This is a genomic window from Methylobacterium sp. NMS14P (assembly GCF_028583545.1).
Lineage (GTDB): Bacteria > Pseudomonadota > Alphaproteobacteria > Rhizobiales > Beijerinckiaceae > Methylobacterium.
Genome location: NZ_CP087106.1, coordinates 6,203,219 through 6,218,571 on the forward strand (window position 1 = coordinate 6,203,219; position 15,353 = coordinate 6,218,571).

Sequence of the window (15,353 nt, forward strand, 5' to 3'; positions counted from 1 at the left end):
CCGCGTTCCCGGGCCCGCGCCGAACACAGGACAGCTCCCCGTGACCGCTCCCCGCACCGTCTACCTCAACGGCCAGTTCCTCCCCTACGAGGAGGCGCGCGTGCCGATCATGGACCGCGGCTTCCTGTTCGCCGACGGCATCTACGAGGTCTCGGCGATCATCGACGGCAAGCTCGTCGACAACGCCGCGCACCTCGCGCGCCTCGACCGCTCGCTGGGCGAGATCGGCATCCGCAACCCCCACGACGCGGCGGGCTGGGAGCGCCTGCAGACCGAGCTCGTGGCCCGCAACGGCGTCGCCGAGGGGCTCGTCTACATGCAGGTGACCCGCGGGGTGGCCGAGCGCGACTTCGCCTTCCCGAAGGCCGGCACCGAGCCCACCGTGGTGATGTTCACGCAGGCCAAGACCGTGCTCGCCAACCCGCTCGCCGAGAGCGGCGCCCGGGTGATCACCGTCGAGGACCTGCGCTGGAAGCGCCGGGACATCAAGTCGGTGGCCCTGCTGGCGCAGGTGCTCGCCAAGCAGCAGGCGGCCGAGGCCGGCGTCGCCGAGGCCTGGATGGTCGAGGATGGCGCGGTCACCGAGGGCTCCTCCTCGACCGCGTTCATCATCGGCCGCGACCGCGTGCTCGTGACCCGGCCGCTCTCCACGGCGCTCCTGCCGGGCATCACCCGGGCCTCGGTGCTGCGCCTCGCGCAGGAGGCCGACCTGCGGATCGAGGAGCGGCTGATCCCGGTGGACGAGGTCTACGCGGCGCAGGAGGCCTTCTACACCAGCGCCTCCGCCTTCGTGATGCCGGTCGTCGAGATCGACGGTCGCGCGATCGGCGAGGGACGGCCGGGCGCGCTCACCCGGCGCCTGCGCGAGCTCTACATCGAGGCCGCCCGCCAGGGTTGAGGCCCCCGAATCCCGTCCACAGGACGGGACATCGGACCCGACCGCGGACAGGAACGGATCCCGTCTCCGACTGTTCCTCCCCGAATTCGTGTCTCGAACCGGGGAGGCCCTCGTGCCGAAGAAGACCCTGCTCGCCGCCCTCGCGACGACCCTGGCGGCCACTGTCGCGACTGTGCCCGCTCGCGCCCAGACGACCGGCCCCGCCCCGACGCCGCCCGAGCGCGTGCGCCCCGACGCGGACGCGCCGCCGCAGGACCAGTCGCTCAGCGACAAGCTCCAGAAGAACGACGGCGTGATCAAGCCGCCGGATTCCGGCACGACCGGCACGGTGGTGAAGCCCGATCAATCCGGCTCCATGCCGGTCATCAAGCCCCACGAACTGCCCGGTCGGGAGCCCGGCACCGAGGCCAAGTAAACCGGTCGCGACGGGGCCCGGCGGACCGCCATGCGGTCCGATCATGCGGCCCCTTGCTTGATTTCGCTGCCCGGATCGCGGAAACGGCTCAGGACGTACGCCGCCTGCACCCGTGGGCGGCGCCGTCCCGGTTTCCGTCGCGGGTAAGCAGGCAGGCATGGCCAACGTCGTCGTTGTGGGCGCCCAGTGGGGCGACGAGGGCAAGGGCAAGATCGTCGACTGGCTCTCCGAGCAGGCCGACATCGTGGTCCGATTCCAGGGCGGGCATAATGCCGGCCACACGCTCGTCATCGACGGCGTGACCTACAAGCTGGCGCTGCTGCCGTCGGGCGTGGTCCGCGGCGGCAAGCTCTCTGTCATCGGCAACGGTGTCGTGGTCGATCCCTGGCACCTGATCGACGAGATCGAGCGGATCAAGGCGCAGGGCGTGGACGTCTCGCCGTCCTCCCTGCGGGTCGCCGACAACGCGACGCTGATCCTGCCGCTCCACCGCGAGCTGGATCATTTCCGCGAGACCGCCAATGCCGGCCTGAAGATCGGCACGACCAAGCGCGGCATCGGGCCGGCCTACGAGGACAAGGTCGGCCGCCGGGCGATCCGGGTCGTCGACCTCGCCGACCCCGACGCGCTGCCCGCCAAGATCGAGCGCGTGCTGACCCACCACAACGCCCTGCGGCGCGGCCTCGGGATCGACGAGGTGAACGCCGAGGCGCTGCTGACCGAGCTGAAGGCGATCGCGCCGAAGATCCTGCCGTTCGCGGACACCGTGTGGTCGCTGCTCGACGAGGAGCGCCGGGCCGGCAAGCGCATCCTGTTCGAGGGCGCGCAGGGGGCGCTGCTCGACGTCGATCACGGCACCTACCCGTTCGTGACCTCCTCCAACATCGTGGCCGCGCAGGCGGCGACGGGCTCGGGCCTCGGCCCGGGGGCGATCGGCTACGTGCTGGGCATCGCCAAGGCGTACACGACCCGCGTCGGCGAGGGCCCGTTCCCTACCGAACTGTTCGACGAGATCGGCGAGACCATCGGCAGCCGCGGGCGCGAGTTCGGCGTCAACACCGGGCGCAAGCGCCGCTGCGGCTGGTTCGACGCCGTGCTGGTGCGCCAGACGGTCCGGACCTCCGGCATCCACGGCATCGCGCTGACCAAGCTCGACATCCTCGACGGCTTCGAGGAGATCCGCGTCTGCACCGGCTACATGCTGGACGGCCAGCCGATCGACCATCTGCCGGCGAGCCAGGCGGCCCAGGCCCGGATCGAGCCGGTCTACGAGGTGATCCCGGGCTGGTCTGAGACGACCGCGGGGGCCCGGTCCTGGGCGGATCTGCCCGCGCAGGCGATCAAGTATGTCCGCCGGATCGAGGAGCTGATCGGGGCGCCGGTGGCGCTGCTGTCGACCTCGCCCGAGCGCGACGACACGATCCTCATGCACAACCCGTTCGAGGATTGACCCTTCGCGCGCTATCCCGTTGACGACGCGTGTTTTCGGCGGCCCTGCCTGTATCCAGCCCGCGCGGGCTTGATCTAGAACGGGACGGCGGCTGAGCGGCCCGTCTCGCGATCCGGCCGCCGTCTCGAAGGCAACCGGCGCGCGGGCCCTGATCCGCGCGGTGGGATACGACAAACCGGCCGACGGCCGCGACCGGACCTGTCGGGCGGGCGCGGACCTCGGTCCCCGGCCTCCGACCGGCGTTGCCGGACGGCGGCCGAAGGGGCGGACCAGAGTATCATGGCCGATTACTACCCGCTTCTGGCCCGCGCGCTCGACGCGCTGCCGGACCGAACGCCCGCCCTGCGCAAGGCGGTCTACGACCGCGCGCGCAACGCCCTGATCAGCCAGCTGCGCTCCCTCGATCCGCCGCTGTCGGAGGCCGACATCGATCTCGAGCGCCGGGCGCTCGACGTCGCGATCGAGCGGCTCGAGGTCGATCACGGCGGGCTCCCGGCGCCTGCCAACGATGCCGCTCAGGCGCCCGAGAAGGCCGCTCCGGTTCCAATGCCGGCTCCGGCCGTTCCGGAGCCCGTCGCGCCCGAGCCGATCGTGCCCGCGGTCACGGAGCCGGAGATCCCGGAACCGTCTCCCCCCGATCCGGCGACCGGACCGATGCCGGCGCCCATCCTCCCGCCCGCGAAGCCGCCCTTCGCGGTCGCGGGCGGCGAGGGCGATCGGGAGGCCGGCGCCAGTCCGCGCGAGGCGCCGATCCCGTTCGCGCCGCCTCGCCCGGGCATACCGCCGCACGTCGCGCCCGACGCGGCCCCGCCGGTTGCCGAGACGTCCGCCGCGGAGGCGCCCGCGGTCGACGATCCGGACGCCGAGGCCGCAGGCGGTCGTCAGCGGCCGCGGATCGAGGTGGTCCCGCCGCGGACCGGTCGGTCCCGCGTGCTGCGCAACGTCTTCGTCGGCGGTGTCCTGGCGGTGGTGATCGGCCTGATCGCCGTCGCGGCCTTCCTGCTGCGCGACCGGCCGCAGAACCTGCCGTCGGGCGGCACGGAGACCGCGGATACGCAGCAGCCGGAGGGCGAGACCAAGTTCGGCGACCGGGTCGGCGGTGACGCCGCACCGGCACCGAAGGCCCCGACGCGCGTCGAGAACAGCGCGCCGCCGCGCGCGGCGGCCACGCCCGCGCCCGCCGATGCCGGCGTCGCCGTCGCGCAGAGGGCGGAGCTGGTCGAGGAGGCGACGGGCGCCGAGGGCGGTCAGCCAACCGTGACGCCGGGGCGGGTGACGTGGCGGCTCGAGACCGTGAACGGGGATCAGGGGCAGCCGGTCCAGAACGCCGTCGTCGCCACCGTGACCATCCCGGATGCCGGCCTGACGCTGGTGATGACCATCCAGCGCAATCTCGACGCGACCCTGCCGGCGTCCCACACGGTCAGCTTGGCGTTCAGCCAGAGCGGCGGCAACGCCGCGTCCAGAACGGTCCAGGATGTCGGGTTGCTCCAGGCCAAGGACGAGCAGAGCGCCCGCGGCTCGCCGGTCTCGGGGTTGCCCGTCCGCGTCCGCGACAACCTGTTCCTGATCGGCCTGTCGTCGCTGCAGAACGACGTCGAGCGCAACACCGACCTGCTCCTGCACCGGAACTGGTTCGACATCGCGCTGCGCTACACGTCCGGTCGCCGGGCGGTGCTGACCTTCGAGAAGGGCGCCGCCGGCGCCCAGGTGATGCAGAACGCCTTCGACGCGTGGCAGTGACCACCCGGCTGCGGTCGCCGTCCGGGCTCTAATCCGACTGGGCCCGCCCGGCGCGTCACGCGCGCCGGGCGGGCGGACCGGTCAGCGGGCCTCGATGCCGGTCCGGGGCAACTCGCGGCTGGCGATGTTGCGCTTGACCGCTTCCTGCACCTTCTCGAAGGCGCGAACCTCGATCTGCCGGACGCGCTCGCGGGAGACGCCGAACTCGCCGGAGAGGTCCTCCAGGGTGATCGGGTCCTCGGCGAGGCGTCGGGCCTCGAAGATGCGGCGCTCGCGCGGGTTCAGCACGCCGAGCGCGTCCTTGAGCGCGGACAGGCGGTTCTGGCCCTCCTGCTCCCGCGCCAGCACGGTCTCCTGGCTCGGACTGTTGTCCACGAGCCAGTCCTGCCACTCACCCTCGCCCTCCTCGCGCAGGGGCGCGTTGAGCGAGGTGTCGCCGGACAGGCGCCGGTTCATGTCGATCACGTCCTGCTCGGGCACGCCGAGACGGGTGGCGATCTGCTTCACCTGATCGGGCTTGAGATCGCCCTCGTCGAGGGCCGAGATCTTGCCCTTCGCCTTCCGCAGGTTGAAGAACAGCTTCTTCTGGTTCGCGGTCGTGCCCATCTTCACGAGGGACCACGAGCGCAGGATGTATTCCTGGATCGCCGCCTTGATCCACCACATCGCGTAGGTGGCCAGCCGGAAGCCCTTGTCGGGATCGAAGCGCTTGACCGCCTGCATCAGGCCGACATTGCCTTCCGACACGACCTCGCCGATCGGCAGGCCGTAGCCGCGGTAGCCCATGGCGATCTTGGCCACGAGGCGCAGATGCGACGTCACGAGCCGGTGCGCGGCCTCGCGGTCACCGGCGTCCCGCCAGGCCTTCGCCAGCGTGAACTCCTCCGACGGCTCCAGCATCGGGAACTTGCGAATCTCGTCGAGGTAGCGCGAGAGGCCACCTTCGTTGGCGAGCACGGGCAGCGTACCGGCCATGGCATTCTCCTGGACCTAATGTCCCCCTGTCGGGCGGACGCGACGGACAACAGTGCCGTCCACTCGGGCCGCTCTTGAGCCGACCCTGCCGGCCCCCCATCTCGTACGGGTCACCGGGGAGCCGGTCGCGGTCGATGACACCCACGTCGTCAACAACGCGCCACCGGCGATTTTGGTCGTACCATGTCACGATCTGACGCGGTACGGGGTGATCTTTCGCACGCCGCGGCGTGGCGGTTACCCGCGCGGCGCCCCGTCCGCCTCGGCCCTGAGAGCTTGCACCAGGGCGGTCATATCGGGCGGTAGCGGGCTCTCGAATCGCAGCGTCGCGCCGGTGCGCGGGTGGCTGAAGCCGAGCAGTTCCGCGTGGAGCGCCTGGCGCCCGAGTGCGGTGAGGGCGGCGCGGGCGTCCTGCGTCAGGCGGGCCGCCTTGGTCCGGAAGGCGCCGCCGTAGACCGTGTCCCCGAGCAGGGGATGTCCGCGATGGGCGAGGTGCACGCGGATCTGATGGGTGCGGCCCGTCTCCAGCCGGCACCGCACGAGGGCCGCCTCGCGATAGGCCTCGGCCACGGCGTAGTGGGTCACCGCGTGGCGCCCGCTCGCGTCCGACACGACGGCGATCTTCTCCCGATGGAAGCGCGACCGCGCGAGGTGGGCCTGGATCGTCCCGGCCCGCGGCTGGGGCAGGCCCCAGACCACGGCGGCGTAGGCGCGTTCCAGCGGTCCGGACCGGCCGTGATCGGCGAACTGGGCGGTGAGGCCCTGGTGGGCCGTGTCGTTCTTGGCGACGACGATCAGCCCGCTCGTGTCCTTGTCGAGGCGGTGGACGATGCCGGGCCGGCGCACACCGCCGATCCCCGACAGGCTGGCTCCGCAATGGGCGATGAGGGCGTTGACCAGCGTCCCGCTCTCGTGACCCGGGGCGGGATGGACCACGAGGCCGGCCGGCTTATCGATGACGATCAGGTCGTCGTCCTCGTAGACGATCGGCAGATCCGCGGCCTCGGCCATCGGCTCCGCCGGAGCGGCCGGGGGCACCGTGAGCACGATGTGCGCGCCGGTGGCGACCTTGCTGGCCGGGTCGAGCGCCGGGAGGCCGTCCCGCTGCACCTGGCCGGTGCGGATAAGGTCCTGCAGCCGGGCCCGCGACAGATCCGGGAACAGGGCGACCAGTGCCCGGTCGAGCCGCACCCCTCCCTCGGCCACGATTCCGGCCCGCTCGTCCTGCGCGTTATCCACCACGACCCCTATTCGCTCCCGATCTGACCCGCCGCGGCGGATTTCCTGACAAAGGCACTTGCTCCGCCGCCGGGTGGTGGCTATAGCAGCCCCGCGCCGCCGGAAAGCTCCCATCGTCTAGCGGTCTAGGACGTCGCCCTCTCACGGCGAAAACAGGGGTTCGATTCCCCTTGGGAGCGCCAGCGCGCTGGCAGCCTTCTTGGGCTGCGCATTGCTTCTCTGCTAAATCGCGGGTCGGCCACGTGCTCAGCACGCCGCATGGGTGCTCGGCACCCGCGATGCGCGCGTCGTCTCCCGGCTGACCCCGAACTTACGTGACCGGTCGATAGATCGCGCAGTCCCTATCGCGACCTCGCGGCATCACGGACCCTCGTCGTGCCGACGTCGCGCGATGGTGGTGATCAGGCCGCGGATGCGGGCTCTGCTCCGAGCCGGCCGAGTACGCGCCGGCGATCTGCGAGACGGTGTCGGTGTCCCGCCCTACCAGAACCAGACGACGCGGCCGGACACCGCGTAGATGACGAACCAGAGCCCGACGGCCAGGACGAGCCAAGCCACCACGAGGGCCGGATGAGGCTTCCTGCGGGTGCGGCTGAGGCGAACGGGAGCGATCTGATCCATGAGTGTGCGGACGGCATCTCCTGCCGACCGCGTGCACGGAGGCTCCTCGCCCTGAGCCTTGGGGCCTCATGGTTGCGGTCGGCGACAACGGCGCCTAACGACCAACATCCGCCGTCGGTGTCCCCATCAAAAGATGCGTTGAGGCGAGGCGTCTTGCCGATCAGTCGCACGGCATGCGCACAAAAATCGACAGCCGGCAGGCTACGCGGCCTGTGGTCAACGTGGATATCGGGGATGAGGCTCAGTCTCCCCGACCTAGGATGTTGCGCGGCGCAACCCATTAACACCGCGAGGCTTTTCGCCGGGCATGATGGCGCGATGCCTCAACCCGCGAGCTCACGATGCACTTCAAGATCCACGCCACCGGACAGCATCTGTGGACCTGGGTGCTGCTCGACGAGACGGAGATGACGGTGGCCGAGTCCGACCGGTCGTTCCCATCCCGGACGCAGGCCTCCGCGGCGGCTTTGGCCTTCGCGAAGCTGGTCGCGCGGGCCAGCCGCTCGCTCACGGGTGGCGCGTCGAGCAGCCTTCTGTAGGCGATCGCCTCCGCCGCGGCTCTCCAGAAACTGCTCGGGCCGCGTTCCTCGGCCAATCAGCGCCAGCGCTCCTTCATGCGAGCGCGCACGTAGACGGTCCCGAGGCAGCCCTCGCGGTCCGACTGGACGCACGCGTTGCTCATGCGGGCAGTCATCTCGGGACTCGGCGACTGGCGACTTACGCCGTTCCCGTCGGCGCCGGAGAAGATCGACGAACGCGGCCAATTAGAATCCGCAGACCAGCCGCGAGTTGTCGTAGAACCGGTGCCTGCGCTCCTCCGTGACGACGCAGTGCTCGCTCATCGCTGTCACCGGCGGATCTCTCAGTGCCGCACCGTGCGAGGCTCGGTCGGGGCCTGCGACGGGCCGCCCTGTTCTGCCGAGTGCGTCGCTGTTGAAATAGGCTGAGGAGAGATCCTTTCCACGCATTCGATAGATGCTGATCGCAAGCTGACGCTTCCTATGCGGGCGATCTCTGCAGGATCGACCACGGTCCCTTTGTCATGAAGCCCAGCACCGACACGCCGAGCCTGAAGCTGGGCTTCAGAGGCGACATTCGCGCGGCTCGACGTGCCGCAGGGTGGTCGGCAGATCAGGTACCTATCTCGTCCGGTGCATGCGGTGAGGGGCGTGCAGAAGCGGAGACTTCCGACGAATAGGAGCCGCGTTGGATCAGTTCCTCACGCTGGCGATTATTGACCTGCATATAGATTCTATTTCTGATGCTCGAACCTTCCGGCTGCGGCATATCCCGAGGCGGCGACGCTGTTAATCATATCTGCGAAATGCTCGCTATGTCAGTGATTTGCCGCAATCAATAATTCGTGGGGTGAGTCTGTTGCTGTCCGCTCTTGCGTGACGGGTTATTGCCATATACCCCATATGCGATAGACGACGCGCGATCGAGGGCTGGGGGGATGCCGCTGGTTGTCATCTTGGCTGCCTTGTGCAGCGGATTGGCTGTGCTTGCGTTCGGCTGGGAAAACTTCGGTTTCTACGCGGTAATACTGGCGTCTTGTGCCGCGAGCGCGACCGCCGTGCTGGTGGGCGGCGGACTCGCGCTCCTGAGGGTCGCAACGTCCCGGAACGCGCAGGATCCCGCGCAGATCTTCGACATCGCCGGTCTCACCAGCGGCGGTCGCCGAGACCTACGCCTCGTGCCGCGGAGACTCTACTTCGATATCGAGCACGATCGCGAGATCATCAAGGATGAGATCGGCATCGAGGCGACGAGCCTCGATCAGGCGCTGGACGACGCCCGGAGCGTGATCCGGGACATGGTGCAGGAGCTTGCCGACGACGGTTACGAGGAGGATTGGGTGCTGGTCGTGCGCGATGCCAGAGGGGCCTCGGTCGCGCGCCTGCCCATCGAACGGACGCCCGTGCAGGCGCAGTCCGATCGCCGATCCGCTTGATCACGGGATCGATCTGACCGCGTCCTCGTCCCGGCAGCATACGGCGCCGGACGGCGAATGCGCCCCCGGATCAGCGCTCACCCAGTTCGTGAAGCAGACGGTCACGGGCCCGACTGACCCGGCTCTTCACCGTGCCCGCGGGGCACCCGATCACGCTGGCGGCGACCTCGTAGGGAAGACCGTCCACAGCCACGAGGATCAGTGCCTCGCGATAGGCTGGTTCGAGCCGGTCGATCGCGGCCTCGATCTCCTTCAAGCCCATGCTGTGTTCCTGGGCGGCCGGTTCCGAGAGGGCGGTGGCGTGCACCCCGTCGGGATCCGGGATCTCGAGGCGTCGCTTGCGCCGCCCGTTGATGAAACCGTTGCGCAGGATCGTGAACAGCCACGCGACGAGGCGCGTGCCGGGCTGGAAACGCTGCCGATGCTCCCACGCCTTGAGAAGCGTGAACTGCACGAGATCGTCGGCCTCGACGCCGTCGAACGTCAGCGACAGGGCGTAACGGCGCAGGCGTGGCACCAGAGCGATCAGATCGTCCTTGAAAGCACCGGGCACCTGCTGCCCGGCCTCGGCGGCATCCAGGGCCGCGGACAGGCGGTCCAGCACGTCGGCGAGCCGGGAGCCGATCTCGATTGGTGCAACTTCTGAATAGTATTTCCGCAGCCTTTCGCCGATCTGCGCGTGGACACGCGAAATGGCTGGATCGGACGTGCCGGTCGGATCGCGCTCTTCGTCTGCGGGCTTCACGGTGAAGCTCTGGGCTCGATGGGATGGAGACATCACCGCGACGGGCAAGATATCTCGCTTGAGGGACGCAGACTTATCTCTGGTTGATATCGACGACGTCAATGGTTCAGGTATACCAGTGAAAATCGCGGATCGCGCGGAACCGGCTTGTGCGCAACCCGTTTGTGCCCCGCTGCCGACAGGGCAGTGAGCGGGTGACGGGGGGCAGAAGCTGTGACGGCGGGGGTCGACAGGCATGAGCTCCGGCAGATCATCGCCGGCCTGAGCGAGGGCGTGATCCTGGTCGAGCCCGACCAGACCATCACGTACGCCAACGAGGCCGCCCTGGCGATGCACGGCGCCGAGAGCCTCGACGAGCTCGGCCCCACCGTCGACGCCTACCGCGACCGCTTCTGCCTGCGCTACCGCAACCACATCACGCCAAACCAGTACCCGATCGAGCGCGTGATCGCGGGCGAGCGCTTCCACGACGTCGTGGTCGAGGTGCGGCGGGCCGACAAGCCCGACATGGACTTCGTCCACTCGCTGCGCAGCCTGGTGGCCACCGACCGCGACGGCAATCCGAGCTGCCTCGCGCTGATCCTCAAGGACGTGTCCGACCAGTTCGAGGCCGAGGAGCGGTTCGAGCGCACCTTCAACGCCAACCCGGCCCCGGCCGTGATCACGCGGCTGTCCGACCTGCGCCACGTCAAGGTCAACCACGGCTTCCTGGAGATGACCGGCTACACCCGCGACGCCGTGATCGGCCGCAGCGCCTACGAGGTCGACGTCCTGGCCGGCGCCCGCAACCGCGACCTCGCCGTCGCGCGGCTCAACGAGGGCGCCACGATCCCGCAGATGGAGGCCTGCCTCGACCTGCCCGACGGCGGGAGCCGGTTCGTGATCGTCGCCGGCCAGCCGATCGCGATGGGCGACGAGCCGTGCATGCTGTTCACCTTCGCCGACCTGGAGCTGCGCCGGAAGGCCGAGGCCGCGCTGCGCCAGAGCGAGGAGCGCTTCGCCAAGGCGTTCCGGATGACGCCGGTGCCGACCGTGCTGGTGCGGGCCGACGACGGTCAGGTCACGGGCGTGAACGAGGCGTTCGGCCGGGTCTTCGGCCTGGGCGAGGACCGCGTCGTCGGCCGCTCGCTGGAGGAGGCCGGCCTGTGGGTCGCCGACACGCAGCGCCTGCAGGTCGAGGCCGCGCTGGCGCGGCAGGGCTACGTGCTGGGCGTCGAGGTGTGCCTGCGCCACGAGAGCGGCGCGAGCCTCGACTGCATGGTCTCGGCCGAGCGGGTCGAGATCAACGAGACGGCCTTCGTTCTGCTGGTCCTGCAGGACATCACCGAGCGCAAGCACACGGAGCGGGAGCTGTTCGACGCGATCGAGACGGTGATGGCCGACACGTCGTGGTTCAGCCGCGGGCTGATCGAGAAGCTGGCGAACCTGCGCCGTCCCGGCCGGGAGGCGGGCGACGCGGCGGCGCCGAACCTGACGGTGCGCGAGCGCCAGATCCTCAACCTGATCTGCTCGGGGCTCAGCGACGACGCGATCGCGCGCAAGCTCGGGCTGTCGCGCAACACGGTGCGCAATCACGGCGCCGCGCTCTACCGCAAGATCGGCATCCACAAGCGCAGCGAGGCAGTCGTCTGGGGACGCGAGAACGGATTTCCACTGCAAGGGCCCGGTGCATGAGTTTCATCGTACTGTTAATTCAAGACCATTGACCCGCGTGATACGCTCATCATCTGTGACTCTGTACTGATCACCGGCGGACCGAAGTGTCGGCGGATGGTGACCGCGCGAGAGGCGTCGATCGAAGATGCGACGCTGGCCGGGAGCCCCTCGGTCGGCGGTGTTCAGATCGCTCGCGGCAGCGAGATTGAAACGAAGTCCAAGTCGTCCAACGGCCCGGCGGGCGGAGGTGCCCGACCGGACATCCTGACCCACGAGAAGGGAGAGCACGCGATGAGCAGAACGGGCGACAAGATCGAGGGCCTGGCCAACGAGGCGGCGGGCAACGTCAAGCAGGCGGCCGGCAAGGCAACGGGCAACGACCGGCTGGTGGCCGAGGGCGAGGCGCAGAAGGCCGTCGGCGACGTCGAGGACGGCGCCAGGAACCTCGCCGACAAGATCACCGGAAAGCACTGATCCCGACACGGCAGCGCCGGTACCCCGGCGCCGCCTGGTGCCCTCGTCCGGCATGGTGCCGGGCCGGACCACCCAACGCGCGAGAGCAGAGCCGATGCGGCGCTTCGCCAGTCTCTTCCTGCGTCAGGAACTCGTCTTCCTGGTGCTCGCTATCCTGCTGAGCGTCGGCGCAGGCGTCGCCTACTGGGTGTCGCGCGCTACCGTTCTGACGATCGCGGTCGCGCCCAAGGACGGGACGGAGCCGGCCCTGATCCAGGCCTACGCGGACGCCCTGGCCAAGCGCCACAAGGAGATCCGCCTCAAGATCCTGCCCTTCGACGACGTGCGGGACAGTGCCGAGGCACTCCGGGACGGGCGGGTCGATCTCGCGATCGTGCGGCCGGACGTGGAGCTCCCCGACAACGGCCTGACGCTGGCCATCCTGCGCGACCAGGCGATGATCATCGCCTCGCCGGAGGCGTCCGGGATCGACCGTTTCCCCGACCTCGACCGCAAGCGCCTCGCGATCCTGGCCCACCGGGACGCCGACGAGGCGCTGATCCGCGCCATGCTGGAGCACTACGGGTTGACGCTGGTCACCACCGAGCCGGAAAGCGGCCTGCCGCCGCGCCACGTCGCCCTGGTCGAGATGGCCGAGAGCGAACTCGGCGCGGCCATCGCCCGGAAGCGGGTCGACGCGGTGATCTCGGTCATCGCGCCGACCGCGCCGACGGCGCAGCGGATCGTCGGCCTCGTTCAGGCGGCCAGCCGCAACCGCAAGATCTCATTCGTGGATGTCGAGAATGCCGAGGCGATCGTCGCCCGGCTGCCGCGCCTGCAGGTGGTCACCATGCCGGCCGAGACCTTCGGTGGCAGCCCCAAGGTGCCGGCCGACGACGTTCACACGGTCGGCGCCTCGTACCGGTTGATGGCGCGTTCGAGCCTCGCCCGCTCGGTGGCGGCCGACGTCACCCAGCACCTGTTCGAGCTGCGCAGCGCGATGGCGAACGTCACCCCGGCCGCCGACTACGTTCAGGCCCCCGCCTATGACGGGACCGTCGGCGCGACGAGCGCGCGGCTGCCGATCCACCCCGGTGCCGTCGACTATTACGAGCGCGAGCAGCAGAGCTTCATCGAGCGCTACGAGACCTGGATCTACCTGCTCGCCTTCCTGGGCGGCGGCATCGGCTCCGCGCTCGCCTGGATCGGCCAGCGCCTGTCACGCCTGCGCCGCGAGCGCGTCGAGGAGGCGACCGACCGCCTGCTGCAGATCCGCCAGGAGGCGCAGGAGACCTCGGATCCGGGGCGTCTCGAGATCCTGGCGCGGGAGATCGACGATCTCGCGGGCGACATCGCCAAGCATGCCCTGGAGCGGCCGACCGAGGCCCGGACCATGTCGGCGGCGGCCATCGCCATCGACGCGGCCCGCTCGACGGTGAAGCGCGCCATCGCGACCGGCCGCGGCGCGGATGACGGGTCGGCCCTGGCCGGCAGAGCCGTCGCCGCCGACGCCGCCCAGACGCCGGCATGACCCGTTGCGGCGGCCCACCGCCGTACCACCCGGGCTCCGGCCCGCATCAAGGAAGGACGACGCCATGAGCAAGGGATACCCCTCGATGACCGCCCTGCTGGGCCTGCTGGCGGTGGCCGGCTACCAGAACCGCGACCGGATCGCCGAGTGGCTCGGCGGCCACGCCAAGGACGCGGGGCGGTCGCCGGCCCCGCAGGTCCCGCCCGCGACGGGGTCGACGATCCCGGCGAACCTGGATCGCCTCCTCGGTGGCGCCAGCGCGGGGGGCGTCGGCGGCCTCATCGCCGGTGGCCTGACCGAACTGGTCGATCATTTCACCAAGGGCGGCCACGCCGAGACGGCGCAGTCCTGGATCAACCACGGCCCGAACCGCGACATCCCGACCACCGATCTGGAGCGCGCCATCGGGCCGGACACGCTGGCGGCCCTGGAGCAGCGGACCGGCCTGAGCAAGAGCGAGCTGCTGGCGCGCCTCTCGCGCGACCTGCCGTCGGCCATCGACCGCTACTCGCCGGACGGACGTCTGCCGGCCTTCAGCTGATCCACCTCGTCGAGGTCGTCGCGGCGGCGCCGCCGCGACGACCTGCGGCCGCTACTCGACCAGCTCGTCCACCTTCGCCATCAGCGAGGGCGAGATGGTCAACCCCAGGGTGGCGGCCGTCGTCAGGTTGAGCAGTGTGATGAAGCGCTCGCTCGCCTGCACCGGCAGGTCGCCGACCACCGCGCCGCGCAGGATCCGGTCGACGTAGCCGGCCGCCCGCTGCACATCCTGCTCGACGCTGGTCGTGTAGGCGGCGAGCCCGCCGAGGCGGACCGGCGCCGCGTAGGCGTAGACGGCCGGCAGACGGTAGGTTGCCGCCAGGTCAACGATCCGCTGGCCGTACACGCCGGTCACCGCGTCCGGCAGGGCGATGAGGCCGCCCTTCGGCTTGGTCCCGAATTCCGCGATCGCCGCCTCGATCTCCGCGGCGTCGTGCACGCCGGCGATCCGGGCGTCGATCCCGAGTTCGGGGCCGATCCGGGCCATCTCGGCCGTGTAACCGGCGAGGCGCGCCCGGTAATCGGGGTTGATCAGGGCGAGGGCCCGCGTCACGCCGGGGCTGAGTTCCTTCAGGAGCTGCAGCCACTTGCCGACGAGGACGAAGTCGAAATTGGTGAAGCCGGTGAGGTTCCCCCCGGGCCGCGACAGGTTGGTCACGAAGCCGCCGCCGACCGGGTCCTGAAGCATCATGAAGACGACCGGAACCGTCGTGGTCGCCCGCTGGAGCGCGGTCGCGCCGACGACGCCCTGAGCGAGCACCACGTCGGGCTTGCGCGCGAGGATCTCCTCCGCCTGAACGCGCATCCGCTCGGCGTCGCCGTTGCCGTACTGCAGGTCGACGGTGAGGTTCTGCCCCCAGATCCAGCCGGCCCGCTTGAGGCTCTCCTTCAGCGTGTCGACGATGACGGGACTGTCGGGATGCGCTTCGCCGTAGACCAGCAGGATTCCCAGGCGACGCTGACCTCTCGCCTGCCCCGAGGCGAGGGCCGGCCAAGCGGTCGCGCCGCCGAGGCCCGCGATGACGTCGCGCCGTCTCATGCGCCGGTCTCCCGCCTTCACCCGTTCCGAGCGGCGCCGATCGGCAGGGAATCCGACCGGCGCCCGGGGACCGTAATAGGCGCTGCCTTAAGGT

At 70.0% G+C, this 15,353-nt stretch carries 15 protein-coding genes and 1 tRNA gene; 11 read left to right on the forward strand and 5 right to left on the reverse strand.

Annotated elements, in window-relative coordinates; all coding sequences use genetic code 11:
- The first annotated feature begins 40 nt into the window (after positions 1–40).
- The 4 genes from LOK46_RS29525 (at position 41) to LOK46_RS29540 (ending at position 4,506) form a co-directional block, all read left to right on the forward strand.
- A complete protein-coding gene (locus LOK46_RS29525; protein WP_273561833.1) occupies positions 41–898 on the forward strand; it encodes a D-amino-acid transaminase in 858 nt (285 codons plus the stop codon).
- Between the two features lie 112 nt (positions 899–1,010).
- Positions 1,011–1,313, forward strand: coding sequence for a hypothetical protein (locus LOK46_RS29530; RefSeq protein ID WP_273561834.1), 303 nt, complete (start codon positions 1,011–1,013; stop codon positions 1,311–1,313).
- 157 nt (positions 1,314–1,470) lie between these two features.
- Positions 1,471–2,763 (forward strand): adenylosuccinate synthase, encoded by a 1,293-nt coding sequence (locus LOK46_RS29535; protein ID WP_273561835.1) that lies wholly within the window; start codon positions 1,471–1,473, stop codon positions 2,761–2,763.
- A gap of 279 nt (positions 2,764–3,042) precedes the next feature.
- Entirely contained in the window at positions 3,043–4,506 is a 1,464-nt protein-coding gene (locus LOK46_RS29540) for a histidine kinase (RefSeq protein WP_273561836.1), read from the forward strand.
- Between the two features lie 81 nt (positions 4,507–4,587).
- Here LOK46_RS29540 and rpoH read toward each other — a convergent pair whose 3' ends face one another.
- Both rpoH and LOK46_RS29550 read right to left on the reverse strand, forming a co-directional pair.
- Positions 4,588–5,481, reverse strand: a complete 894-nt coding sequence (rpoH, locus tag LOK46_RS29545; protein WP_042672026.1) for an RNA polymerase sigma factor RpoH — start codon at positions 5,479–5,481, stop codon at positions 4,588–4,590.
- Between the two features lie 237 nt (positions 5,482–5,718).
- Complete coding sequence (locus LOK46_RS29550; RefSeq protein WP_273561837.1) at positions 5,719–6,723, reverse strand: RluA family pseudouridine synthase; 1,005 nt, start codon at positions 6,721–6,723, stop codon at positions 5,719–5,721.
- Between the two features lie 103 nt (positions 6,724–6,826).
- Here LOK46_RS29550 and LOK46_RS29555 point away from each other — a divergent pair.
- A tRNA-Glu gene (locus tag LOK46_RS29555) sits at positions 6,827–6,902 on the forward strand.
- Positions 6,903–7,200: 298 nt separating this feature from the next.
- On the opposite strand, the gene LOK46_RS29560 is transcribed toward LOK46_RS29555, so the two are convergent.
- Complete coding sequence (locus tag LOK46_RS29560) at positions 7,201–7,341, reverse strand: hypothetical protein (protein WP_273561838.1); 141 nt, start codon at positions 7,339–7,341, stop codon at positions 7,201–7,203.
- 341 nt (positions 7,342–7,682) lie between these two features.
- Here LOK46_RS29560 and LOK46_RS29565 point away from each other — a divergent pair, with 341 nt between their 5' ends.
- Both LOK46_RS29565 and LOK46_RS29570 read left to right on the forward strand, forming a co-directional pair.
- Positions 7,683–7,880: a hypothetical protein gene (locus LOK46_RS29565; protein ID WP_273561839.1), complete on the forward strand. Its 198-nt coding sequence runs from the start codon at positions 7,683–7,685 to the stop codon at positions 7,878–7,880.
- Positions 7,881–8,797: 917 nt separating this feature from the next.
- The gene (locus LOK46_RS29570) at positions 8,798–9,295 is read left to right on the forward strand and encodes a DUF6894 family protein (protein WP_273561840.1); all 498 of its coding nucleotides are present in this window, start codon (positions 8,798–8,800) and stop codon (positions 9,293–9,295) included.
- Positions 9,296–9,365: 70 nt separating this feature from the next.
- On the opposite strand, the gene LOK46_RS29575 is transcribed toward LOK46_RS29570, so the two are convergent.
- Positions 9,366–10,040 (reverse strand): sigma-70 family RNA polymerase sigma factor, encoded by a 675-nt coding sequence (locus tag LOK46_RS29575; protein WP_273561841.1) that lies wholly within the window; start codon positions 10,038–10,040, stop codon positions 9,366–9,368.
- A 213-nt stretch (positions 10,041–10,253) separates the two neighbouring features.
- Here LOK46_RS29575 and LOK46_RS29580 point away from each other — a divergent pair, with 213 nt between their 5' ends.
- The 4 genes from LOK46_RS29580 (at position 10,254) to LOK46_RS29595 (ending at position 14,221) form a co-directional block, all read left to right on the forward strand.
- A complete protein-coding gene (locus LOK46_RS29580; protein WP_273561842.1) occupies positions 10,254–11,714 on the forward strand; it encodes a helix-turn-helix transcriptional regulator in 1,461 nt (486 codons plus the stop codon).
- A gap of 273 nt (positions 11,715–11,987) precedes the next feature.
- Positions 11,988–12,170: a CsbD family protein gene (locus LOK46_RS29585; RefSeq protein ID WP_273564718.1), complete on the forward strand. Its 183-nt coding sequence runs from the start codon at positions 11,988–11,990 to the stop codon at positions 12,168–12,170.
- Positions 12,171–12,264: 94 nt separating this feature from the next.
- A complete protein-coding gene (locus LOK46_RS29590; RefSeq protein WP_273561843.1) occupies positions 12,265–13,680 on the forward strand; it encodes a TAXI family TRAP transporter solute-binding subunit in 1,416 nt (471 codons plus the stop codon).
- Positions 13,681–13,744: 64 nt separating this feature from the next.
- On the forward strand, positions 13,745–14,221 hold the full coding sequence (locus LOK46_RS29595; RefSeq protein WP_273561844.1) for a YidB family protein: 477 nt from the start codon (positions 13,745–13,747) through the stop codon (positions 14,219–14,221).
- A 51-nt stretch (positions 14,222–14,272) separates the two neighbouring features.
- Here the strand turns inward: LOK46_RS29595 and LOK46_RS29600 are convergent, their stop codons facing one another.
- Entirely contained in the window at positions 14,273–15,259 is a 987-nt protein-coding gene (locus tag LOK46_RS29600) for an ABC transporter substrate-binding protein (RefSeq protein WP_273561845.1), read from the reverse strand.
- Between the last annotated feature and the right edge of the window lie 94 nt (positions 15,260–15,353).